22 protein-coding genes and 1 riboswitch are annotated in these 23,377 nt (G+C 71.3%); of the genes, 11 read left to right on the top strand and 11 right to left on the bottom strand.

Going from position 1 to position 23,377, the window contains the following annotated elements:
* Nucleotides 1-10: 10 nt before the first annotated feature.
* The 4 genes from ACFUJY_RS07200 to ACFUJY_RS07185 form a co-directional block, all read right to left on the bottom strand.
* Entirely contained in the window at nt 11-334 is a 324-nt protein-coding gene (locus ACFUJY_RS07200; RefSeq protein WP_383295747.1) for a DMT family transporter, read from the bottom strand.
* A gap of 111 nt (nt 335-445) precedes the next feature.
* Nucleotides 446-1,462, bottom strand: coding sequence for a ribosome small subunit-dependent GTPase A (gene rsgA, locus ACFUJY_RS07195; RefSeq protein ID WP_383295744.1), 1,017 nt, complete (start codon nt 1,460-1,462; stop codon nt 446-448).
* A 3-nt stretch (nt 1,463-1,465) separates the two neighbouring features.
* The gene (gene aroA, locus ACFUJY_RS07190) at nt 1,466-2,815 is read right to left on the bottom strand and encodes a 3-phosphoshikimate 1-carboxyvinyltransferase (RefSeq protein WP_383295742.1); all 1,350 of its coding nucleotides are present in this window, start codon (nt 2,813-2,815) and stop codon (nt 1,466-1,468) included.
* A 47-nt stretch (nt 2,816-2,862) separates the two neighbouring features.
* Nucleotides 2,863-3,576 (bottom strand): M50 family metallopeptidase, encoded by a 714-nt coding sequence (locus ACFUJY_RS07185; RefSeq protein WP_383295739.1) that lies wholly within the window; start codon nt 3,574-3,576, stop codon nt 2,863-2,865.
* 65 nt (nt 3,577-3,641) lie between these two features.
* On the opposite strand from ACFUJY_RS07185, the gene ACFUJY_RS07180 reads away from it, so the two are divergent.
* The 9 genes from ACFUJY_RS07180 (at nt 3,642) to ACFUJY_RS07140 (ending at nt 11,852) form a co-directional block, all read left to right on the top strand.
* Nucleotides 3,642-4,457, top strand: a complete 816-nt coding sequence (locus ACFUJY_RS07180; RefSeq protein WP_383295737.1) for an SOS response-associated peptidase — start codon at nt 3,642-3,644, stop codon at nt 4,455-4,457.
* 55 nt (nt 4,458-4,512) lie between these two features.
* Nucleotides 4,513-5,172: an alpha/beta family hydrolase gene (locus tag ACFUJY_RS07175; RefSeq protein ID WP_383295735.1), complete on the top strand. Its 660-nt coding sequence runs from the start codon at nt 4,513-4,515 to the stop codon at nt 5,170-5,172.
* A gap of 283 nt (nt 5,173-5,455) precedes the next feature.
* Nucleotides 5,456-6,112: a sigma-70 family RNA polymerase sigma factor gene (locus ACFUJY_RS07170; RefSeq protein WP_018105559.1), complete on the top strand. Its 657-nt coding sequence runs from the start codon at nt 5,456-5,458 to the stop codon at nt 6,110-6,112.
* Complete coding sequence (gene rsrA / locus ACFUJY_RS07165) at nt 6,109-6,429, top strand: mycothiol system anti-sigma-R factor (RefSeq protein ID WP_164401170.1); 321 nt, start codon at nt 6,109-6,111, stop codon at nt 6,427-6,429. Before ACFUJY_RS07170 ends, rsrA begins: the two co-directional genes overlap by 4 nt.
* A 109-nt stretch (nt 6,430-6,538) precedes the next feature.
* A complete protein-coding gene (locus ACFUJY_RS07160; RefSeq protein WP_383295730.1) occupies nt 6,539-7,924 on the top strand; it encodes an HD-GYP domain-containing protein in 1,386 nt (461 codons plus the stop codon).
* Nucleotides 7,921-9,195, top strand: a complete 1,275-nt coding sequence (locus tag ACFUJY_RS07155) for an HD-GYP domain-containing protein (RefSeq protein ID WP_383295727.1) — start codon at nt 7,921-7,923, stop codon at nt 9,193-9,195. The genes ACFUJY_RS07160 and ACFUJY_RS07155 overlap by 4 nt, the downstream gene beginning before the upstream one ends.
* 91 nt (nt 9,196-9,286) lie before the next feature.
* The gene (locus ACFUJY_RS07150; protein ID WP_018549909.1) at nt 9,287-10,279 is read left to right on the top strand and encodes a hypothetical protein; all 993 of its coding nucleotides are present in this window, start codon (nt 9,287-9,289) and stop codon (nt 10,277-10,279) included.
* A gap of 59 nt (nt 10,280-10,338) precedes the next feature.
* A complete protein-coding gene (def, locus tag ACFUJY_RS07145; protein WP_073964049.1) occupies nt 10,339-10,977 on the top strand; it encodes a peptide deformylase in 639 nt (212 codons plus the stop codon).
* A gap of 143 nt (nt 10,978-11,120) precedes the next feature.
* Nucleotides 11,121-11,852: a D-Ala-D-Ala carboxypeptidase family metallohydrolase gene (locus ACFUJY_RS07140; protein WP_383295723.1), complete on the top strand. Its 732-nt coding sequence runs from the start codon at nt 11,121-11,123 to the stop codon at nt 11,850-11,852.
* A gap of 47 nt (nt 11,853-11,899) precedes the next feature.
* Here ACFUJY_RS07140 and ACFUJY_RS07135 read toward each other — a convergent pair whose 3' ends face one another.
* Nucleotides 11,900-13,804, bottom strand: a complete 1,905-nt coding sequence (locus tag ACFUJY_RS07135; protein ID WP_383296465.1) for a family 20 glycosylhydrolase — start codon at nt 13,802-13,804, stop codon at nt 11,900-11,902.
* A gap of 95 nt (nt 13,805-13,899) precedes the next feature.
* A complete protein-coding gene (locus ACFUJY_RS07130; protein WP_383295721.1) occupies nt 13,900-14,874 on the bottom strand; it encodes a GlxA family transcriptional regulator in 975 nt (324 codons plus the stop codon).
* 81 nt (nt 14,875-14,955) lie between these two features.
* Between ACFUJY_RS07130 and ACFUJY_RS07125 the strand changes: the two genes are divergently transcribed.
* A complete protein-coding gene (locus ACFUJY_RS07125) occupies nt 14,956-15,168 on the top strand; it encodes a hypothetical protein (RefSeq protein ID WP_383295719.1) in 213 nt (70 codons plus the stop codon).
* Here the strand turns inward: ACFUJY_RS07125 and ACFUJY_RS07120 are convergent.
* From ACFUJY_RS07120 to ACFUJY_RS07100, 5 genes are all read right to left on the bottom strand, one after another.
* Nucleotides 15,165-16,184, bottom strand: coding sequence for a ribonucleotide-diphosphate reductase subunit beta (locus ACFUJY_RS07120; protein WP_383295716.1), 1,020 nt, complete (start codon nt 16,182-16,184; stop codon nt 15,165-15,167). The genes ACFUJY_RS07125 and ACFUJY_RS07120 overlap by 4 nt on opposite strands.
* Nucleotides 16,184-18,565, bottom strand: a complete 2,382-nt coding sequence (locus ACFUJY_RS07115; protein WP_383295714.1) for a ribonucleoside-diphosphate reductase subunit alpha — start codon at nt 18,563-18,565, stop codon at nt 16,184-16,186. The genes ACFUJY_RS07120 and ACFUJY_RS07115 overlap by 1 nt, the downstream gene beginning before the upstream one ends.
* A 138-nt stretch (nt 18,566-18,703) precedes the next feature.
* Nucleotides 18,704-18,836: riboswitch (cobalamin riboswitch) on the bottom strand.
* 58 nt (nt 18,837-18,894) lie between these two features.
* Nucleotides 18,895-20,511, bottom strand: a complete 1,617-nt coding sequence (mctP, locus tag ACFUJY_RS07110) for a monocarboxylate uptake permease MctP (RefSeq protein ID WP_383295713.1) — start codon at nt 20,509-20,511, stop codon at nt 18,895-18,897.
* Entirely contained in the window at nt 20,508-20,762 is a 255-nt protein-coding gene (locus ACFUJY_RS07105) for a DUF3311 domain-containing protein (protein WP_383295710.1), read from the bottom strand. The genes mctP and ACFUJY_RS07105 overlap by 4 nt, the downstream gene beginning before the upstream one ends.
* Nucleotides 20,763-21,003: 241 nt before the next feature.
* Entirely contained in the window at nt 21,004-21,774 is a 771-nt protein-coding gene (locus tag ACFUJY_RS07100) for a GntR family transcriptional regulator (protein WP_018105573.1), read from the bottom strand.
* A 281-nt stretch (nt 21,775-22,055) separates the two neighbouring features.
* On the opposite strand from ACFUJY_RS07100, the gene ACFUJY_RS07095 reads away from it, so the two are divergent.
* Nucleotides 22,056-23,354, top strand: a complete 1,299-nt coding sequence (locus ACFUJY_RS07095; protein ID WP_383295708.1) for an extracellular solute-binding protein — start codon at nt 22,056-22,058, stop codon at nt 23,352-23,354.
* Nucleotides 23,355-23,377: the final 23 nt, after the last annotated feature.

Below are 23,377 nucleotides of genomic sequence, written 5' to 3'. Positions count from 1 at the left end.
GCCGGAGCGGTCAGTGCGCGGAGCCGGAGAGCTGGAGGCCGATCACGCCGAGGATCACCAGCGAGATCGACACCAGCTTGAGCGTGGAGACCACGTCACCGAGGAAGACCATGCCGTAGATGGCCGTGCCCGCCGCGCCGATGCCGGTCCACACCGCGTACGCGGGCCCGACGTCGAGCTTCTTCAGGGACAGGGTCAGCAGACCGAAGCTGCCCAGCGCGAAGATGCAGAACGCGATGGTCGGCCACAGCCGGGTGAAGCCGTGCGAGAGCTTCAGGCAGACCGCGAACCCGGTCTCCAGAAGTCCCGCGACCACGACCAGCAGCCATGCCATCGTCCGCACCCTCCCGCATCGCCGTCCGCCCCGCACCGGCCGGTGCCGCTGGGCGTGATTATGCACTTACCGGAAGCGAGTGATCGCAAACGTTCCCGGCCCGGTCGGAGATCAGTCGCCCTCGCGCCGGTTACGGGTGGAGAGCAGCCGGCGCAACGAGTCCAGCCGCGCCGGGTCCGCGTGCCCCGCCGCCACCCAGGCGTCCAGCGCGCATTCCGGTTCGTGGCTGTCGTGGGTGCAGCCGCGCGGGCACTCCTCCGTACCGGGCTGGAGGTCCGGGAAGGCGTTGATGACCCGCGACGGGTCGATGTGGTTCAGCCCGAACGAGCGCACCCCGGGGGTGTCGATCACCCAGCCCCGGTACCCCGGCAGCGGCAGCGCCAGGGCCGACGTGGTGGTGTGCCGGCCCCGGCCGGTCACCGCGTTGACGACCCCCGTGGTGCGCCGCTTCTCCTTCGGCACCAGTGCGTTGACCAGCGTGGTCTTGCCGACGCCCGAGTGTCCGACGAAGGCCGTCACCCGGCCGTCGAGCTGCTCGCGGACCCGGTCGGCCGCGTCCCCGTTCTCCAGCTCCTCGCGGCTGGTGACGACGAACGGCACCCCCAGCGGGGTGTACGCGCCCAGCAGCGTGTCCGGGGACGCCAGGTCGGACTTGGTCAGCACCAGGAGCGGGGAGAGCCCTCCGTCGTACGCGGCGACCAGGCACCGGTCGATCATCCGCGGACGCGGTTCCGGATCGGCCAGCGCGGTCACGATCGCCAGCTGGTCCGCGTTGGCCACGACGACCCGCTCGAACGGGTCGTCGTCATCCGCCGTCCGGCGCAGCACCGAGCGCCGCTCACCGATGCGGACGATCCGGGCGAGGGTGTCCTTGTCGCCGGACAGGTCGCCGACGAGCGAGACGGTGTCGCCGACCACCGCGGCCTTGCGGCCCAGTTCGCGGGCCTTCATCGCGACGACCGTGCGGTCGCCGACCAGGACGGTGAGGCGGCCCCGGTCCACGGTGAGGACCATGCCGTCCTCGGCGTCCTCGTGCTTGGGCCGGATGTGGGTGCGCGGGCGGTTGCCCTTGCGGTTGGGGCGGACGCGGATGTCGTCCTCGTCGGGGTTCTTGCCGTAGCGGCGCATGTCTCAGGCCCCGAGCATTCCGGTCCACATCTGCGGGAAGTCCGGCAGGGTCTTGGCGGTCGTCGCCACGTTCTCGATCTCCACTCCGGGGACGGCGAGGCCGATGACCGACCCCGCGGTGGCCATCCGGTGGTCGTCGTACGTATGGAAGGTGCCGCCGTGCAGCGGGCGCGGGCGGATGTGCAGGCCGTCCGCCGTCTCGGTGACGTCACCGCCCAGCTCGTTGATCTCCTTGGTGAGCGCGGCCAGCCGGTCCGTCTCGTGCAGCCGCAGATGGGCGACGCCGCTCAGCGTGGAGGGGGAGTCGGCCAGGGCGGCGACGGCGGCGATGCCCGGGGTGAGCTCGCCGACCTCGGAGAGGTCCACGTCGATGCCGTGGACGCGGCCGGAGCCGTTGAAGGTCAGCCCGTGCTCGGTGAGTTCGCAGCTGCCGCCCATCGCGGTGAAGATCTCGCGCAGCGCGTCACCGGGCTGCGTGGTGCGCGCCGGCCAGTCCGGGATCGTCACCCGGCCGCCCGTCACCAGCGCCGCCGCCAGGAACGGCTGGGCGTTGGACAGGTCCGGCTCGATGGTCAGGTCGCGGCCGAGGAGCGCCGAGGGGGAGACCCGCCAGACGTTCGGCTCGCCGCCGGTCTCCGGCTCGTCCACCTGCGCGCCGACGGCCCGGAGCATGTCGACGGTCATCCGGATGTGCGGCATCGAGGGCAGCCGGTCGCCGGTGTGCCGGACCTCCACGCCCTGGTTGAAGCGCGGCGCGGACAGCAGCAGCGCCGAGACGAACTGGGAGGACGAGGAGGCGTCGATCGTGACCGGTCCGCCGTCCAGCACACCGCTGCCGTGCACGGTCATCGGCAGCGAGCCCCGGGAGTCGTCGTCGATCCGGGCGCCGAGGACGCGCAGGGCCTCGATCACCCCGGTCAGCGGGCGCTCGTAGGAGCGGGGGTCGCCGTCGAAGCGGACGGGGCCGTCGGCGAGCGTGGCCACCGGGGGCAGGAAGCGCATGACCGTACCGGCGTTGCCGACGTCGACGGTGACCGGGCCGTGCAGCGGGGCCGGGATGACCCGCCACGCCTCGCCCGAGGACTCCGCACCGGCGGCCGCACCGGTCGCGGCGGAACTGGAGGACACCGTCTCCTCGATGCGTACGCCCATCGCCCGGAGCGCGTCCGCCATCAGCAGGGTGTCCCGGGAGCGCAGCGGGCGGCGCAGCCAGCCCGGCTCCGAGGAGAGCGCCGCGAGCACCAGCGCGCGGTTGGTGACGGACTTGGAACCCGGCACCGTGACGGTCGCGTCGACGGCGCCGCTCGCGAAGGGGGCGGGCCAGAGGGCGGGGTGCACGGTGCTTTCGGTCATGCGCTCACTTTAGAGGTTGGGGCGGACGTGAGCCCGGTCACAGTCCGTCACAGCCCCAGCAGCCAGCGCCCGCCGCCGATCAGGGAGCACAGCGACACCGCGTGGAAGAGGAACAGCCAGAGCGCCGCCGGGACGTCGGTCAGCCGGGACAGCTGGTCCGCGTCCGAGTCCGGCGCCCCGCCGTGCCGCCGCTTCGACTGGAGCTCGAACACCGGGCGTACGCCGCCCAGCAGCAGGAACCAGACCGCGCTGTACGCGAACAACGACTGCCAGGCGGGTGAGGCGAGCCAGGAGACCAGCAGGAACACCGAGCCGGTCAGGATCACCGTCAGCGCCCCGTACACATTGCGGATCATCACCAGCATCACCGCGAGCAGAGCGGTCGCCAGCCACAGCAGCAGCGTGATCCGGCCGTCCACCAGCAGCCAGGCGCCGCCGAGCCCGAGCAGCGAGGGCGCGGTGTAGCCCGCCGCCGCGGTCAGCACCATCCCGATCCCGGTCGGCTTGCCCCGGCTCACCGTCAGACCGCTGGTGTCCGAGTGCAGCCGGATGCCCGAGAGCTGCCGGCCGGAGAGCAGGGCGACCAGCCCGTGGCCGCCCTCGTGCGCGATGGTGATCGCGTTCCGGGACATCCGCCACAGGAGGTTCGGCACGACCGCGATGAGCGCCGCCGTCGCCGTCACCACCACCAGCCACTGCTCCGGGGCGGGCTGGGTGCCGGTGACGCGGTCCCACAGGTTGCCGAGATCGGTGCTGTCCATGGGGCGGGCGGCTCCTTACCGGATCGGGGGCCGTCCGGGACGGCGGTCGTGGCAGTCTGGCACTTATGTGCGGACGGTATGCAGCGAGTCGGCGGCCCGAGGACCTGACCGGACTCTTCCAGGTGGAGAAGTGGGAACCGGCCGAGGCGCTGGAACCCGATTACAACGTGGCGCCGACCAAGGAGGTCTACGCCGTACTGGAACGTCCTGTGAAAGACGCCGACGACCAGCGCCCGGTTCGCCAGATGCGGGCCCTGAAATGGGGGCTCGTCCCGTCCTGGGCCAAGAACCCGGAGGGCGCCGCCCGGATGATCAACGCCCGGGCCGAGACCGTCCACGAGAAGCCGTCCTTCCGCCGCCCCTTCGTCTCCCGGCGCTGCATCCTGCCCGCCGACGGCTATTACGAGTGGGTGACCGGCGCCGAGGAACGGCAGCTGGAGGAGAAGGGGCGCCGCAAGCGCCCCCGTAAGCAGCCGTACTTCGTGACCCCGGCCGACGGCTCGGTCTTCGCGATGGCCGGTCTCTACGAGTTCTGGCGCGACCGCACCCTGCCCGACGACCACCCGCAGGCGTGGTGGGTGACCTGCTCCGTGATCACCACCGAGGCGGAGACCGGCCCGCTCGCCGTCGCCCCCGCCGACGGACCGGCCTCGCTCTCCGACATCCACCCCCGGATGCCGCTGATGCTCACCCCGGACCGCTGGGACGACTGGCTGGACCCCTCGCGCACCGACGTCGAGGAACTGCGCGCCCTGCTCGCACCGCCGCCGCCCGGCCTGATGCGCGCCTACCCCGTCGCGACCGCCGTCAGCAACGTCCGCAACAACGGCCCCGAGCTGAAGGACGAGCTGGCCGAGCCCGAGGTGAGCACCCTCTTCTGAGCCGTACGCCACGGTGCTCGCGCCGTCCCCGCACCGCCCACCGGGTGTTGGTTGGATGGACACCGTGAACACCGACGACGTGACCCCCCGCGCCGAGACCGTCGAGACCGGGGCCGGCACCGCCCGCGTCACCTGGCTCGCCGCCCCCGCCGCGCGCCTCGTGCTCGCCCTCGGCCACGGCGCCGGCGGCGGCATCGAGGCACGCGACCTCAAGGCCCTCGGCGCCGTCCTGCCCGCGCACGGCGTGAGCGTCGCCCTCGTGGAGCAGCCCTGGCGGGTGGCCGGCAAGAAGCTGGCGCCCGCCCCGAAGACCCTGGACACCGGCTGGCGCGGACTCTGGCCGGCCCTCACCGCCCCGGGGCTGCCGGTCGTCGCCGGGGGACGCAGCGCCGGGGCCCGCGTGGCCTGCCGCACCGCCGCCGGGCTCGGCGCCCGGGCGGTCCTGGCGCTCAGCTTCCCGCTGCACCCCCCGGGCCGCCCCGAGAAGAGCCGCGCCGACGAGCTGCTGGACTGCGGGGTGGACGCGCTCGTCGTCCAGGGCGGCAACGACCCGTTCGGGAAGCCCGCCGAATTCCCGCCCGGCGACTACCGGATCACCGAAGTGCCGTACGGCGACCACGGCTTCTCCGTACCCAAGAGGTCCGGGCTCACCGAGCAGCGGGCGATGGAGATCCTCACCGCGGCGGTCACCGGATGGGTGGCGGAATTGGCGTGACACGCACCCCTCGCACCCCCGGGAATGCCCGGCCGGGGGCCGCTGTTGTTCCGGACATCGGTACGCCAACGTCGTAAGTGGAGAGGGAGTCCGTCGCATGGGTTCGACCATCTGCCCACGTCGCTCGAACGCCGCTGACCTGGAGTGGACGGTCCTGCACGCGGCCAAGACCACTCCCGAGCGGTCACTCGGCGGCACGGAACGACAGCCCGCGCCGGACCAAGGTCGACTATTCTCCGATTCGAGCGGGTCCGGTTTCGGCTCCGCCCCAGCGTTGGAGGAGGTGGGTCCGGTCACTGGGACCGACACAGGGACCGACGACGGCCGCCCGCAGGAGACGACGGCCGAGCGAAACGCGCGTTTCGAGCGCGACGCCCTCGGTTTCCTCGACCAGATGTACTCGGCCGCCCTGCGCATGACGCGCAATCCCGCGGACGCCGAGGACCTGGTCCAGGAGACGTATGCCAAGGCGTACGGCTCCTTCCACCAGTTCCGTGAGGGCACCAACCTCAAGGCGTGGATGTACCGCATCCTCACCAACACGTTCATCAACTCGTACCGCAAGAAGCAGCGTGAACCCCAGCGCAGTGCCGCCGAGGAGATCGAGGACTGGCAGCTGGCCCGCGCCGAGTCGCACATGTCGACCGGGCTGCGCTCCGCCGAGTCGCAGGCCCTCGACCACCTTCCCGACTCGGACGTGAAGTCGGCGTTGCAGGCGATCCCCGAGGAGTTCCGCATCGCGGTGTATCTCGCCGATGTCGAGGGCTTTGCCTACAAGGAGATCGCGGACATCATGGGGACTCCCATCGGTACGGTGATGTCCCGACTGCACCGGGGCCGCCGTCAACTGCGCGGCATGCTGGAGGACTACGCCCGTGACCGCGGGCTCGTCCCCGCCGGCGCCGGTGAGTCGGACGATCGGAAAGGCTCGGGCTCATGAGCTGCGGAGAGCCGCACGAGACGGAGTGCGCAGAGGTCCTCGACCACCTCTACGAGTTTCTTGACCGGGAGATGCCCGACAGCGACTGCACCAAGTTCGAGGAGCACTTCGTCGAGTGCTCCCCGTGCCTGGAGAAGTACGGCCTGGAGCAGGCCGTCAAGAAGCTGGTGAAGCGCTGCTGCGGCCAGGACGACGTGCCGGCCGACCTGCGTTCCAAGGTGATGGGCCGCATCGACCTCATCCGCTCGGGACAGGCGGTACCGGAACAGGACGTCGCGGTCTCCGGCCCCGAGGTGCCGAGCGCCGCCAAGGAGTAGGACCTCCGCGCTTCACCCGAACGTGCTAATCGCCCCCAACGGCACCCGCCGGGACCACCGCGCTCGTTAGCGTGGCCCCTTCACGAGCGGAGCTGGGGGGCGAGCGAGGGTGAGAGCCACACGCGGGGCGGCGCGGGCCCATATCGGCGCCGTCGCCCTCGGCGCGGCCCTGTGCGCCGGGCCCGCGCTGCGCCCCGGCACCCCCTGGACGACCCTCGCCCTGCTCGCCGGGCTCTACCTCGCCTGCGAACTCCTCGGCCGTCGCCCCTTCCCGGTCGGCTCCGTCGGCGCGGGTTCGTTCTTCCCGCTGCTGCTCGCCGCCGCCTTCCTGCTCCCGCCCGCGGCGGCGGCGCTCGTCGCCGTCCCCGGCTCCCTGGCGAGCCGGGCCGGCAAACCGCCCGCCGCCGCCCGCCGGATCTGGCGGGCCGCCGAGCCGGCCGTCGCCGTCTGGGCCGCCGCCCGCGTCCACGCGCTGCTCGGCGGGCCCGCCGCCCTCGGCAGCCCGCCCGACCTCCCTTACGCGCTGCTGCCCGTCTGCGCGGCGGCCCTCGCCTTCAGCGCCGTGCTCGCCGCCCTCGACGGCTCGATCCTGCTCGTCGCGGAACGGCTGCCCGTCCGGCGCGCCTGGCGCGGGCTCCTGCCGCGCTCGCTCGCCCCCCACCTGGTGCACGGCCTCGCCGGGCTGATGATGGCCGTCCTCTGGAACAGCTCGTACGGGCCGCTGGCCGCGCTCTTCGTCCTGCTGCCCATGTACATCTCCTGCTGGGTCTACGCGCAGTACCACCGCGAGCACGCCGCGCACCGGGCCACCATCAGGGCGCTCGTCCAGGCCGTCGACATCAAGGACACCTACACCCGGGGCCACGGCGAACGGGTCGGCCGCGCCTCCGTCCTCATCGCGCACGAACTGGGCCTGGACCGGGAGCGCGTCGAGGTCCTCCGGTTCGCCGGCATCCTCCACGACATCGGCAAGCTGGGCGTGCCCACCCGCGTCCTGCGCAAGGACGGCCCGCTCACGCCCGAGGAACGGCGCGTCATCGAGCTGCACCCCGAGTACGGGCACGAGATCGTCCGGGGCATCGGCTTCCTCGGTGAGGCCAGGGCCGCGATCCTGCACCACCACGAACGCCTCGACGGCAGCGGATACCCGTACGGGCTCTCCGGCCGGGGCATCCCCGAGTGCGCCCGCATCGTTGCCGTCGCCGACGCGTTCGACGCCATGACCTCGACCCGCTCCTACCGTCGGGGCCGGCCGGTCCCGGCGGCCGTGGAGGAACTGAAGCGGTGCGCGGGCACGCAGTTCGACCCGCAGATGGTGCGGGCCCTGGCGCGCGGCCTGGAGCGGTACGGCTGGTTCGGGGCGGCCACGGCGGACGACGCGCAGCCGCCGCCCCCGCGCGAGGCGGACGGCGACCGCGGCGCTCAGGGCGCCTCGGCCCTCAAGGCGCCCCTCGGCCCCCCACCGCCCGACGGCGGCACCGAGGTACCCCGGTGACCCCGGGACCCGTGACCCTGGGCCTGCGCGGCGCCGCCCTCGTGCTCGCCGCCGCCGGGCTCGGGCACACCCTGTGGCGCGGGGTCCACGATCCGGGGCACGCCCTCGCCTTCGGCGCCCTCATCACCCTCGGGGAGCTGACCCGCTGGGGCGCCCTCCCGGGGGAGCGGGAGCCCGCGCCTCTCGGGGCCGCCGGGGCGCTCGCGTACGCCCTGCTCGGACGCAGCGGCGGGCAGCCCACCAGTCACGGGGCCCTCCAGGTCGTCGCGGTCCTCGCCGCCGCCCAGCTCGTCGCCTCGGTGCCGCAGCTGGCGCGGGGCGACGGGCCGGGCGCCGACCGGGTGGCCCGGCGGCTGCTCACCGTGGCCTTTGCCGCCGTCTGCTTCCAGCCGCTGTACAACGCGGGCCGCAGCGAGCGATGGTTCGGCGACGGCCCGTACTACGCGGCCTTCCTGCTCCTGCTGCTCGGCCTGACCGCCCTCTGCGACGCCGTGCTCGCCGCGTTCCTGCAGCGCGCCCGCACCCGGCCCCCCGGCCCCCGCGGCGGACAGGCCCCCGCCCCGTACGGGCCGCTGCTCCGCGACGAGCTGCGGGCGCTCACCGGCATCGGCTCGGCCGTCTGCGCGACCGGCGCGGTCATGGCGCTCGGGGTCGCCGCCGCCGGGCTGTGGGCGCTGCCCGTGCTCTGCGTACCGCTGCTGCTCACCCAGCTCTCGTACCGCCGGTTCGCCGCCGTGCGCACCACGTACCGGCAGACCATCGCCTCGCTCGCCCGGTCCACCGAGATCGCCGGCTACACCCCGCACGGCCACGCCCGCCGGGTGGCCGAGCTGTGCACGGCCGTCGGACGCGAGATGGGCCTGTCCGGGCCCGAGCTCACCGTCCTGGAGTACGCGGCGCTGATGCACGACATCGGCCAGCTCTCCCTGGTCGACCCGGTGCCGGACGGGGCGACGGCCCTGCTGCCGGCCGCCGAGCAGCGCCGGATCGCGCTGCTCGGCGGTGCGGTGGTCCGGCAGACCGGGGTGGACGCGAAGGTCGCCGTCGTGGTGGAGCGGCAGGCCGACCCCTACCGCGAGCAGCCGCTGTCCGCCAGGATCGTCCGGGCGGTGAACGCATACGACGACCTCAGCGGGGAAAGGCTCTCCGGGCCACTGGGTGCGCTGGAACAGCTCAGGCTCGGGACCGGGCACGACTACCAGCCGCAGGTGGTGGAGTCCCTGGCCCGGGTGCTGGCCCGGGGCGGCCTGACCCCCGTGCCGCCTGGGTAACCGATGGGTAATGAGCGGGCGTCCGGCCCGGCATGGTTGGATGCGAAGAGAGCGGTAGAACGAGGGTGTCCAGTCGGGACAGGCGGGAATCGTGAGGATCTTCGGGAAGGTACGGCATCGGCCGTCCGCCTCTTGGCGGCAGGCCACGGACCGCGCGTTCACGCTGATCGGCGACGGCCGGTACGAGGACGCGGGGGCGCTGCTGACGCGTGCTGCGGACCTGGAGCCCTGGCTCTCCGAGTCGTGGTTCAACCTGGCACTGCTGCACAAGTTCCGGCACGACTGGGAACAGGCGAGGGCCGCCGGGCTGCGGGCCGTGGCCCTGCTCGACAAGGAGTCCGGGGCGCCGGACTGGTGGAACGTGGGCATCGCCGCGACCGCCCTCCAGGACTGGCCGCTGGCCCGCCGTGCCTGGCAGGCGTACGGCCTGAAGGTGCCCGGTGGCGGGCAGCAGACCCCGGCCGCGGGCAGCGAGCCGGTCGGCATGGAGCTGGGCAGCGCGGCGGTACGGCTGTCGCCGGAGGGCGAGGCCGAGGTCGTCTGGGGCCGCCGTCTCGACCCGGCCCGCATAGAGGTGCTGTCGATCCCGCTGCCGTCGTCCGGGCGGCGCTGGGGCGAGGTCGTGCTGCACGACGGGGTGCCGAACGGCGAGCGGATCACCGCGGCGGGCCCCTCCTATCCGGTGTTCGACGAGATCGAGCTGTGGGCCCCGTCGCCCGTGCCGACCTGGGTGGTGCTGCTGGAGGCGGCCACGGAGGCGGACCGGGACGCGCTGGAGCAACTGGCCTCGGACGCGGGATTCGCCGCCGAGGACTGGTCCTCGTCGGTGCGGCTGCTGTGCCGGTCGTGCTCGGAGAGCCGGATGGAGAGCGACGAGGGCGACGGCGAGCACCTGGACCCGCACGACCACAGCGAGCCGGGCCACCCGGGCCCGCTCGGTCACCGCACGGCCGGTGAGCTGTGGGTGCCGGAGCGTGAGTGCGGTCTGGCGGCCCCGGCCGGTCTGGTGCGCGGGCTGCTGGACGGCTGGGTGGCGGACAGCCCGGACAGCCGCGAGTGGCGGGATCTCGAAGAAGTCTGCTGACCCGTGCCCGTAGGCTATGGGCGCACCGATTCGGGTTTTGAGGAAGGCGTACGGCGGACATGGCGCAGCAGGAGACGGACGAGCAGGTCAGCGTCGACGAGGAGGGCTTCCTCATCGACACCGAGGACTGTGAGGCGCGCGAGACGGCACACCGCGAGCGCGGCACCTCCCGTCCGATCACGGTCGTGGGCAACCCAGTCCTGCACAAGGAGTGCAAGGACGTCACGGAGTTCGGCGACGAGCTGGCCGCGCTGATCGACGACATGTTCGCGAGCCAGCGCACGGCGGAGGGCGTCGGCCTGGCCGCCAACCAGATCGGCGTCGACCTCAAGGTCTTCGTCTACGACTGCCCCGACGACGAGGGCGTGCGGCACGTCGGCGCCATCTGCAACCCGGTCCTGGAGGAGCTGCCGCCCGAGGCGCGCGTCCTGGACGACTCCGGCGAGGGCTGCCTCTCCGTGCCGACGGCGTACGCCAAGCTGGCCCGCCCGGACTACGCGGTGGTGCGTGGCCAGGACGCGAAGGGCAACCCGGTGCGGGTGCGCGGCACGGGTTACTTCGCGCGCTGCCTCCAGCACGAGACGGACCACCTGTACGGCTACCTGTACATCGACCGGCTCTCCAAGCGCGAGCGCAAGGACGCGCTGCGGCAGATGGCGGAGAACACCCCGCGCTACGAGGTCGTCCCGAACGACTGATCCGGTGCGGCGAACGCGGCGCGGGCCCGTCCCGCGCCGCGTTCGCCTTTCCGTCAACCACCGTTTCTACACGCGTAGTTGACGGGCGCCGTCTCATCCGACAGGCTCGTGCACCACACCTTCGACAGTGGTTGGGAGCCCCCGTGATCAGACGTTCCGCACGACTCCTGCTCAGCCTTGTCATGACCATGGCGTTCGCATGGGGTGGTGCCGTGGTCACCGCCGGCACCGCGCACGCCGACGGCTGCTACTCCTGGACCCGCACCCTGAGGCCGGGCGCCACCGGCAGCGACGTGAAACAACTCCAGATCCGGGTCGCCGGATACCCCGGCTACAACTCGGTCCTGGCCATCGACGGCTCGTACGGCCCCGCCACCACCGCCGCCGTCAAGCGCTTCCAGGCCGCTTACGGGCTGGCCGCCGACGGCATCGCGGGCCCCGACACCCAGGCCAAGATCTACGCACTCCAGGACAACGACTGCACCCCGGCACACTTCACGTACGCCGAGATGAACCGCTGCAACAGCACCTGGTCGGGCGGCGCGGTATCGGCGGCCACGGCGAAGGCCAACGCGCTGAGCACCATGTGGAAGCTGGAGGCGTTGCGCCACGCGCTCGGCGACCGGCCCATCAACATCAACAGCGGGTTCCGCTCGACGTCCTGCAACAGCGCCGTCGGCGGTGCCTCGAACAGCCGCCATCTGTACGGTGACGCGGCCGACCTCGGCGGGATCGCCTTCTGCACCCTCGCCAAGGAGGCCCGCTACCACGGGTTCAACGGGATTCTCGGCCCGGGCTACCCGGACCACAACGACCACGTCCACGTGAACCAGGGCCCCAGCCACTACTGGTCGGCGCCCAACTGCGGTATCTGATCCACCCGGTGGGGCCCGCCGGTCGTCGGCGGGCCCCACACGTGTGCCTACGCCCCGGCCCGCAGCGGCGTGCCGCCCGTCGTCTGCACCGCCGCCCCGTCCGCCCGGCGCTCGGTCAGCCGCAGCTGCGAGATCGCGTTGCGCAGGACGAACGCCCCGTGGCCGGCGTCCAGCTGCCAGCGCTGGGTGCGCGAGCCCGCCGAGCAGGCCCCGAGCGACAGTTCGGCGCCCACCTCCAGCGGGGCGCCCAGGTACTTCTCGCCGCGCACCGCGTCCAGGCACAGCCCGTCCGCCGAGCGGACCGTGTAGTAGCCGTCGGCGGTCGCGGTGAGCGTCCAGGCCGCCTTCGAGCGCTCGACCAGGGCGACACCGGAGTCCGCGGCCGGGGCCAGTGCCTTCGCGCCGGACGTCAGCCGGTAGGTGCCGTCGGCCAGCGGGGTGCGGTCGGTGTTCGCCCAGCCGGGGGCGTGCCCGATGCGGCGGGCCATGGCCTCGAAACCGGCGTACGTCGGGCTGGGCTTCGGGCCGCCCCAGGTGGCCTGGGCGATGAACCGCAGCGGCATGAAGGTCTTCGCCTCGACCTCGTTCTCGGTCTCGGCCGCCGCGCTGTCCGGCCACAGGCTGATCTTCGCGCCGGTCAGGTTCGCGGCCGCGGCGGGGAGCGTCTGGCCCTCGAAGCGCAGGGGCGTCCAGTCGCTCTCGTACAGCTGCTGGGTCCTGGTGGTGTAGCCGCCGCGCACCAGGTACAGCGCGTAGGCGGAGTTCATCACCGGGCGGCCCTCGCCGAGCAGGGCGGACGGCTGCTGGATGGCGCCGCCGCCGAGCCAGTGCTCGACGGTGATGTCACGGTCCAGCGGGACGAGCGTGTTGCGGCCCAGGAGCCCGTCGTTCCAGATGCGCAGCGAGCGGCCCCGCTCCTTCACATGGGCGTTCACCTGGTTGATGAAGTCCACGAACAGGTCGTCGGGGGTGGCCGAGGCGCCGAACTTCGCGGTCGCCGCCGCCTGGATCTGCGGATAGTCCGGGTAGGAGGAGCCGAGCATGTACTCGTCGGCGCCCATGTGCCAGGTGTCGGTGCCCCAGACGTCCAGGGCCTCGTCGACCAGTGAGGTGTAGTACGTCAGCGCCTCGGGCCGCGAGATGTCCAGGCGGGGCGGGGAGGCGACGCCGTTCCTGTCCTTGAGCTGGAACTCCGGGTGGTTCTTCAGGTAGGGGTCCATGTGGCCGGGGGAGTTGATCTCCGGCACCAGATCGATGTGGTACTTCCTCGCCGTCGCGGCCAGCGTGCGGATCTGCGGCTTGGTGTAGTAGCCCCAGAACGCCGACTCCGGGTCCGTGTCGCTCCTGACCTTCGCCTCGATCCAGAGCTGGTTGAGCTTCTGGGACGCCATGTCCTTCATCAGCCGCTCGAACCAGGGCAGCGACACGTTGATGTAGCAGGCGCAGACCCCGACCCCGCGTTCCCGGTACGCGGGCACGTCGGTGGCCGAGCCGCGCGCGGCCCGCCCGTCGTCGTTCAGCAGTTGCAGCACCGTGCGCGAGCCGTAGAACACGCCCGCCGAGGTGGCCGCCGTGACCGTGACCCGGTCGCCGACCTCCAGCCGGTAGCCCTCCGCCCCGAGCGAGCCCTTCAGCGAGGCGTCCTGGCGCAGCACGATGTCACCGGCGCGCGCCCGGCCCCGGGACACCTGCCGGCCGCCTTCCAGCTCACCGGCGAACCGGGCCGCGTCGTCCGCCGTACGCCGCTCGCGCACCCCGTCCAGCACGATCCTGGCCCGGCCGGTGAGGACGAACTCGCCGCTGCCCGGCTGCCATGCGCGCAGCGAGGGCAGCACCTCCGGCGGGGAGGCCGTCGCCGGGGCCTCCCCGGCCGAGGCGGTCTGCCAGGGGAGCAGGGTGGCGGCGAGCGCGGCCACCACGGCCCCGACGGTCCTTCGTCTTGCCTTCTGCATGTCCATGGCATCGACCCTGACGCGCGCGGGAAGGGCCGGTCCATGGACAGGTCGCGCGATCGGTTGGACGAATGATCGGATGTGCCCGGCGGCCCTCAGGCCGCCTCGGCGACGACGGAAGGGCCCCGGAAGGTGCGCCGGTACGCCTGCGGCGTGGTGTCCAGCGCCCGTACGAACTGGTGGCGCAGTGCCGCCGCCGTCCCGAAGCCGGTCCGGTCGGCGATGGTGTCGATGGTTTCGTCGGATGTCTCCAGCAGATGCTGGGCCAGCAGGACGCGCTGGCGCAGCAGCCAGCGGTACGGAGTGGTCCCGGTCTCCTGCTGGAAGCGGCGGGCGAAGGTGCGCGGCGACATGTGCGCCCGGTCGGCGAGCTGTTCGACGGTCATCTCGCGGTCGAGGTGGCGCTCCATCCAGGCCAGCGTGTCGCCCACCGTGTCGCACCGGGTGCGCGGCAGTGGCCGCTGGATGTACTGCGCCTGCCCGCCGTCCCGGTGCGGCGGCACCACCATCCGGCGGGCGATGGTGTTGGCGGCGGCGGGCCCGTACGCCTGGCGGACCAGGTGCAGGCAGGCGTCGATCCCCGCCGCCGTCCCCGCCGAGGTGGTGACCGGCCCGTCCTCCACGTACAGCACGTCCGGCTCGACGGCGGCCCCGGGGAAGCGGCGGGCCAGGTCGTCGGCGTGCCGCCAGTGCGTGGTGCAGCGGCGGCCGTCCAGCAGCCCGGCGGCGCCCAGGAGGTACGCCCCCGAGCAGACGCTGAGCACCCGGGCCCCCCGTTCCACGGCCCGCCGCAGGGCGGCCAGGACCTCCTCGGGGAACTCGCGCTCCCCGAAGCGGCTGCCGGCCGGTACGGCGACGAGGTCGGCCTCCTCCAGCCGGTCGAGGCCGTACGGGGTGTTGATCGTGAAGCCGGCGTGGGTCCTCAGCTGGGGGCCCTCGCCGGAGACCACCGCGAAATCGTGCACCGGCAGGCCCTCGTCGCTGCGGTCGAGGCCGAACACCTCGCAGAGCACACCGAGTTCGAAGGGGTGGACGTCATCGAGCATCAGGGCGGCGACGTTGTTCAGCATGGACCCAGTGTGGCAGTAATTCGATGCCCTATGGCAGTCCTGCCACTGCCGGTTCCCCGGCGGAACGAGGACAGTAGAGGCATGAACACATTCCTGAACTTCCTCGGCATTTCCGCACTTTTCGCCCTCGTCCTGCTGCCCGCGCTGATCGGTGCCGCCCGCGAGCGCCGCATCGACCGCGAGCTGCGCGAAGCGGAACAGGACCGCAGCACACGTCCACCCCGAACGGCGGACGCCGCGCGGCCGGTGGCGGCCGCACGGCGTCCGTACGTCAGGAGCTGGGCGAGGATCTAGAAGTCGTCGTCGAAGGCGACCGTGCCCTCGACGGCCACCTGGTACGCCGAGGGGCGGCGCTCGAAGAAGTTCGTGAGCTCCTGCACCCCCTGGAGCTCCATGAACGAGAACGGGTTCTGCGAGCCGTACACCGCCGGGAAGCCCAGCCGGGTGAGCCGCTGATCCGCGACGCACTCCAGGTACTCGCGCATCGACTCGGTGTTCATGCCGGGCAGCCCGTCGCCGCACAGGTCGCGGCCGAACTGCAGCTCCGCCTCGACGGCCTCCTTCAGCATGTCGGTGACCTGCTGGCGGAGGGCGTCGTCGAAGAGGTCCGGCTCCTCCTTGCGGACCGTGTCCACGACCTCGAACGCGAAGTTCATGTGCATGGTCTCGTCCCGGAAGACCCAGTTGGTCCCCGTGGCGAGACCGTGCAGCAGCCCGCGCGAGCGGAACCAGTACACGTACGCGAACGCGCCGTAGAAGAACAGCCCCTCGATGCACGCCGCGAAGCAGATCAGGTTCAGCAGGAAGCGGCGGCGGTCCGCCTTCGACTCCAGCCGGTCGATCTTCTCCACCGAGTCCATCCACCGGAAGCAGAACTGCGCCTTCTCGCGGATCGAGGGGATGTTCTCCACCGCCGCGAACGCCGCCGCGCGGTCGTCCGGGTCGGGCAGATAGGTGTCGAGCAGCGTCAGATAGAACTGGACGTGCACGGCCTCCTCGAACAGCTGCCGCGACAGGTACAGCCGCGCCTCGGGGGAGTTGATGTGCTTGTACAGCGTCAGCACCAGGTTGTTGGCGACGATCGAGTCACCGGTCGCGAAGAACGCGACCAGCCGCCCGATCAGGTGCTGCTCGGCGGGCGTCATCTTCGCGAGGTCCGCCACGTCCGAGTGGAGGTCGACCTCCTCCACGTGCCAGGTGTTCTTGATCGCGTCCCGGTAGCGCTCGTAGAAGTCCGGGTAGCGCATGGGCCTCAGGGTCAGCTCGAAGCCCGGGTCGAGCAGGTTCTTCTCGGTGGGGGTGGTGCTCATCACTGGCATGCCTCGCAGGACTCGGGGTTCTCCAGGGAGCAGGCGACGGCGTCCGCGTCGGGAGCCTGCGCCTGCTGTACGGGGACGGGGGCGGCGGACGCGGCGCGGGCGATCCGGGTCGCCGGGCGGGAGCGCAGGTAGTACGTCGTCTTCAGGCCCTGCTTCCAGGCGTACGCGTACATCGAGGAGAGCTTCCCGATGGTCGGCGTCTCCAGGAACAGGTTGAGCGACTGGCTCTGGTCGAGGAACGGCGTACGCGCCGCCGCCATGTCGATCAGGCCGCGCTGCGGGATCTCCCACGCCGTGCGGTACAGCGCCCGCACGTCCGCCGGAATCCAGGCGAAGCCCTGCACCGAGCCGTTCGACTCGCGCAGCGCCTCACGCGTCCGCGCGTCCCACACGCCGAGCCGCTTCAGCTCGTCCACCAGATAGCCGTTGACCTGGAGGAACTCACCGCTCAGGGTCTCCCGCTTGAAGAGGTTCGAGACCTGGGGCTCGATGCACTCGTAGACGCCCGCGATCGAGGCGATCGTCGCCGTCGGGGCGATCGCCAGAAGCAGCGAGTTGCGCATCCCGGTCTTCGCGATCCGGGCCCGCAGCGCCTCCCAGCGCTCCGGCCAGGCCGGCTCCGCGTCGTAGTGGTCCGGGTGCAGCACCCCGCGCGCGGCCCGGGTCTCGGACCAGGCGGGCAGCGGCCCCGACCGCTCCGCGAGGTCGCAGGACGCCTCGTAGGCGGCGAGCATGATGCGCTCCGCGATCCGGGTCGAGAGCGCCCGGGCCTCCGGGGAGTCGAAGGGCAGCCGGAGCTGGAAGAAGACGTCCTGGAGGCCCATGGCGCCCAGGCCGACCGGCCGCCAGCGGGCGTTGGACCGGCCGGCCTGCTCGGTCGGGTAGAAGTTGATGTCCACGACCCGGTCGAGGAAGGTCACCGCGGTGCGCACGGTGGCGTCCAGCCGCTCCCAGTCGATCGAGGAGCCCTTGACGAACGCGCCCAGGTTGACCGAGCCGAGGTTGCAGACGGCCGTCTCGCCGTCGTCGGTGACCTCCAGGATCTCGGTGCAGAGGTTCGAGGAGTGCACGACCCTGCCCGGCTCGGCGGTCTGGTTCGCCGTGCGGTTCGAGGCGTCCTTGAACGTCATCCAGCCCTGACCGGTCTGCGCCAGGGTGCGCATCATCCGGCCGTACAGCTCGCGGGCCGGCATGGTCCTGCGGGCCAGGCCCTTCGCCTCGGCCGCCCGGTACGCGGCGTCGAACGCGTCGCCCCACAGGTCGACGAGCTCCGGCACGTCCGCCGGGGAGAACAGCGACCAGGTGGAATCCGCGTCGACGCGGCGCATGAACTCGTCCGGAATCCAGTGCGCCAGGTTCAGGTTGTGCGTGCGCCGCTGGTCCTCGCCCGTGTTGTCGCGGAGCTCCAGGAACTCCTCGATGTCCGCGTGCCAGGTCTCCAGGTAGACCGCGGCGGCACCCTTGCGCCGGCCGCCCTGGTTCACGGCCGCGACGGAGGCGTCCAGCGTCTTGAGGAACGGCACGATGCCGTTGGAGTGCCCGTTGGTGCCCCGGATCAGGGAGCCCCGGGCGCGGACGCGGGAGTACGAGAGGCCGATGCCGCCCGCGTGCTTCGACAGGCGGGCCACCTGGTGGTAGCGGTCGTAGATCGAGTCCAGCTCGTCCAGCGGCGAGTCGAGCAGGTAGCAGGACGACATCTGCGGGTGGCGGGTGCCGGAGTTGAAGAGCGTCGGCGAGGACGGCAGGTAGTCCAGCCGGCTCATCAGCCCGTACAGCGCCGCGACCTCGTCCAGCGCCCGCTCGGAGGTGTCCTCGGCGAGCCCGGCGGCGACCCGGAGCATGAAGTGCTGGGGGGTCTCGATGACCTGGCGGGTGATCGGGTGGCGCAGCAGGTAGCGGCTGTGCAGGGTGCGCAGTCCGAAGTAGCCGAAGCGGTCGTCGGCCCCGTCCGCGAGGGACCGCTCGACCAGGGCGTCCAGGGCCGCCGCGTGCAGCGTGACGAACTCGGCGGTGCGGTCCGCGATCAGGCCCTCCCGGTGGCCCACGGCGACGGACGCGGAGAACGAGGTGGCGCCCTGGCCCGCGGCCTCGTCCGCGACGGACCGGGTGAGCAGGCGGGCGGCGAGCCGGGAGTACGCGGGGTCCTCGGAGATGAGGCCCGCCGCGGCCTCGGTGGCCAGTGAGCGCAGCTCCGCCTCGTCCGACCGGGCGTTGCGGCCGCGCAGGGCGGCGGCGGCGACGCGTCCGGGATCGGTGTCGGGCAGATCGGCGGTGAGGTCGGTCAGGGTCCGCAGCAGTGCGGTGCCCGGTCCGTCGCTCGCGGTCCCCGTTGATGCGGCCGCTGAAGCCGGATCGGCTGGCGCGATGGTCACGTGGTGCTCTCCCTCGCTCGGCTCTGGGCCGGCGGGGAGCGGGGCAGCCGGGCAGGAGCGGGCCCGGGCAGGGCGGCACTCCGTGCGGCGTCCACCGGCCCATCCACGAGGCCCGGACGTCTGGGCATCCGGTTCGGTCGAGCCGGATGCGCTGTCGGCAGGTCCTCGGACTCCACGGGTGCGCGAAAGCGCACCGGATACACCGTTGCGGGACAGTTCCGGATTCGCACCGGATTCCCCTGCGGCGACAGCGAGCATGAGCATACATGTGGGGGCCGCCCTGTCGGGCGGCCCCCACATGTTGTGTCGCGTGGTGGGAAAGTGTGCGGTCAGTGACCGCCCGGCGCCCCCGCCGTGGCCGGCGGCAGCTTCTCCTGGACACCCGGGTCGCCCGCGTCCGCGGTGTAGTCGCCCGGGGAGGTCTCGTCGATTCCGACGGGTGCCTTCACGGCGTTCAGGACGAAGGTGAGGACGACGACGACCACGACGTTCAGCACGAAGGCGGTCAGGCCGATGTAGCCGATCTCGCCGAGGCCGGGGATCTCCTTGGAGGACCCGCCGAAGTGCTTCTGCGTCGGGCTCGCGACCCCGTACGCGGCAGCCGTCCCGTAGATCATGCCGGCCGCCCAGCCGGCGATCAGCGCCCAGCGGTGGAACCACCGGGTGAACAGGCCACCGACCAGGGCCGGCATCGTCTGGAGAATCCAGATGCCGCCCAGCAGCTGGAAGTTGATCGCGACGGTCTTGTCCATGGTGAGGACGAAGGCGAGCGCGCCGACCTTGACCAGCAGCGAGACCAGCTTGGAGACCTTGGTCTCCTGCTCGGGCGTCGCGTCCGGCTTCAGGAAGTCCTTGTAGATGTTGCGCGTGAACAGGTTCGCCGCGGCGATGGACATGATCGCGGCCGGCACCAGGGCGCCGATGCCGATCGCGGCGAACGCCACCCCCGCGAACCAGTCGGGGAACATGTTCTCGAACAGCTGCGGGATGGCCAGCTGGCCGTTCTGCACCTTGACGCCGGCGGCGATCGCCATGAAGCCGAGCAGCGCGAGCAGGCCCAGCATCAGCGAGTACAGCGGCAGGATGGTGGTGTTGCGGCGGATCACCTCACGGCTGCGGCTGGAGAGCGTCGCCGTGATCGAGTGCGGGTACATGAACAGCGCGAGTGCGGACCCGAGCGCCAGGGTGGCATAACCCCAGTGGCCGGCCGCCGCCGGCGCGAGGCCGCCCGCGCCCGCTTGAGTGAACTTGTCCTGGGCGGAGGCGAAGATGTCGTCGAAGCCGCCCAGCTTGATCGGGATGTAGATGATCGCCACGGCGATGACCAGGTAGATCAGCCCGTCCTTGACGAACGCGATCAGCGCGGGCGCCCGCAGCCCCGAGGAGTACGTGTACGCGGCCAGCACCGCGAACGCGATCAGCAGCGGCAGGTCCTTGACGAACCAGTTGGTGTTCTCGCCGCCGCCGACGCCCATCACGTCCAGCACCGCCTGGATGCCGACGAGCTGGAGCGCGATGTACGGCATGGTGGCGAGGATGCCGGTGACCGCGACGGCCAGCGAAAGCCCCTTCGAGCCGAACCGGCCGCGGACGAAGTCCGAGGTGGTGACGTACCCGTGCTTGTGCGAGACCGACCACAGGCGCGGCAGGAAGGTGAAGATCAGCGGGTACACCAGGATGGTGTACGGCACCGCGAAGAAGCCGGACGCGCCGGCCGCGTAGATCGCCGCGGGCACGGCGACGAAGGTGTACGCGGTGTAGAGGTCGCCGCCGAGCAGGAACCAGGTGACCCAGGTGCCGAACGAGCGTCCGCCCAGGCCCCATTCGTCCAGGGTGGCCTCGTTCTCGGCCCTGCGCCAGCGAGCGGCCAGGAAGCCCATGACCGTGACGGCCAGGAAGAAGAAGATGAAGATGCCGAGCGCGACGCCGTTCACGCCGTCCTTCATGCCGACGCACCCCCCTTGCGGGCGCGCTGGTCACGCTGCCACAGCTTGTACGCGATCATCGTGAGCGCGGTGGAGATCAGCACCCAGAGCATCTGGTACCAGTAGAAGAACGGGATACCGATGAAGGTCGGGTCTATCTTCGAATAAGAACTCACCCAGAGCATCGCCACGAACGGCGCGATGAGGCACAGGGCGATGACCACCCGCAACGGTGTGACGGTGGGTGGCTTTCCTTCTGGTTCTTCCGCCATGGCGGCGACTCCGTCCCCTCGCTGATCACCTGTAATGCGCAGGAAATCTAGGCGAGAGATCCGGCCACCGTCACCCCCCGTCCGCATTGCGGTCCGGCAACGGTCGCCACGGACCGGCCGGATGGCCGGAATGGCGGCAATCGTCCGGGAGCTGGTCCAGGCCAAGCCGGCCCTCGGGAAGCGCCGAACGGCCCCCGGAGGCGGGACCGGGGGCCGTTCGGGGGTACGTGCGTACGGTGGGTCAGTCCAGCGGCCGCTTCAGGCGGGCCACGAACTTGTAGCGGTCGCCGCGGTAGACCGAGCGGACCCACTCGACCGGTTCGCCCTGCTCGTCCAGCGAGTGCCGGGAGAGCATCAGCATCGGCAGGCCCACGTCGGTACCGAGCAGCCCCGCCTCGCGCGGCGTGGCCAGGGAGGTCTCGATCGTCTCCTCGGCCTCGGCCAGCCGGACGTCGTACACCTCGGAAAGCGCGGTGTAGAGCGAGGTGTACTTGACCAGTGAACGGCGCAGCGCGGGAAAGCGCTTGGCCGAAAGGTGCGTGGTCTCGATGGCCATCGGCTCGCCGCTCGCCAGGCGCAGGCGCTCGATGCGCAGGACCCGGCCGCCGGCGCTGATGTCGAGCAGCCCGGCGAGGGTGTCGTCGGCGGTGACGTAGCCGATGTCCAGGAGCTGCGACGTCGGTTCGAGCCCCTGGGCGCGCATGTCCTCGGTGTACGAGGTGAGTTGCAGGGCCTGGGAGACCTTCGGCTTGGCGACGAAGGTGCCCTTGCCCTGGATGCGTTCCAGCCGGCCCTCGACGACCAGTTCCTGGAGCGCCTGGCGCACGGTGGTGCGCGAGGTGTCGAACTCGGCGGCCAGGGTCCGTTCCGGGGGGACCGGGGTGCCCGGCGGCATGGTGTCCGTCATGTCGAGGAGATGTCGCTTCAGCCGGTAGTACTTCGGTACGCGCGCGGTGCGCGTCCCGGCGCCCGCACCCGTCTCGTTCTCCGAACTGCCCCCGTCGGCGCCCATGGCCCGCCTTCCCGACTGCTGCGTTGCTGCCGTCACCGGCTCCTCCGTCTGTCGCGGCTCACATGGTGGCACGGTCCGGTCACGGCTCGTCGCCCTCCCTCAGGTGTCGGTCCTATAACGGACGCGAGTGCACTTCTTATACACCCTTGACACCCCTAAAGGTCTAGGCCAAGCTCCCGGTACTGGTCTAAACCATTAAAGACCAGGTCCCAGCCCCAGAGGTACTCGTCGACGTTTTCGCGCGGTGGGGAGGGGGTTGCAGCATCCCTGAGGAGGGTGGCGTGAAGCGCAAGCTCATCGCGGCGATCGGCGTCGCGGGCATGTTGGTTTCCATCGCGGCGTGTGGTTCGGACGACAAGACGTCCTCGAAGGACCCGAAGGACCGCAAGGAAGACCTGACTGTCTGGCTCATGGGCGAGGCCCAGTCGACCTGGCCCGAACTGGTCAAGGACGTCAACGCCCAGTTCAAGAAGAAGTACCCGAACGTCAACGTCAAGATCCAGTACCAGGGCTGGGCTGACAAGGTCAAGAAGCTCGACACCTCCCTCGGTGGCGACAAGTTCCCGGACGTTGTCGAACTCGGCAACACCGAGACCATGCAGTACATCCTCAACGGTGCGCTCGGCGAGATCGACCCCTCCAAGTACGAGAACTCGGACACCTGGATCAAGGGCCTGAAGGACACCTGCTCCTACGAGGGCAAGATCTACTGCGTTCCTTACTACGCCAGTGCCCGTCTGGCGGTCTACAACAAGGACATGCTGAAGGCCGGCACCGGCAGCGACGCCCTCCCGCAGAACGAGGACGAGTTCCTCAAGGCGATGGACAAGGTCCAGGCCGAGCTCGCGAAGAAGGACAAGCGCGCCTCGTCCCTGTACTACCCGGGCCGTTACTGGTACGCCGCCATGTCGTACGTCGCGGCCGAGGGCGGCCAGATCGCCAAGTACGACGAGGGCTCGAAGGAGTGGAAGGCCAGCCTCTCCACCCCCGAGGCGCAGAAGGGCATCCAGCACTTCGTCGACCTGGTCAAGAAGTACAACAAGGCCGACCAGACGAAGGACGAGCAGGACCACGCCAACGTCATGGCCAACGAGAAGGCCGCGGTCATCTACGGCCAGGCCTGGGAGGCCGGCAGCGTCACCACGGGTGAGAACGGCAACCCGAAGCTCGAGGGCAAGATCGCCACGGCCGGTATGCCCGGCCCGAACGGCAAGGCGCTCCCCTCCTTCATCGGCGGCTCCGACCTCGCCACCATCTCCAAGTCCAAGGTCCAGGACCTCGGCCAGGAGTGGATCTCCCTCTTCACCAACGCGAAGTCCATGGACGTCCTCGCGTCGAAGAACATCCTCCCGAACAACGAGAAGCAGCTTGAGCCGCTGAAGGCCAAGCCCGAGACGGCCGCCATCGCCAACGCGGTGCCGGACGCCTGGTTCACGCCGATCGCGCCGGGCTGGGCCTCCATCGAGAAGGAGGAGATTCTGGAGAACATGCTCCTGAAGATCCTCAAGGGCACGTCCGTCGCCGACGCCACCAAGAAGGCCGACAGCGAGATCGACGCACTGATCAACAAGAAGGCCTAAGTCTTCCGATCGCCAGGCGGGGG

Source organism: Streptomyces sp. NPDC057249 (assembly GCF_042669245.1).
Classification (GTDB): domain Bacteria; phylum Actinomycetota; class Actinomycetes; order Streptomycetales; family Streptomycetaceae; genus Streptomyces.
Note: the sequence above shows the minus strand (reverse complement) of the source record. Positions and strands in the feature narration are given on the sequence as shown.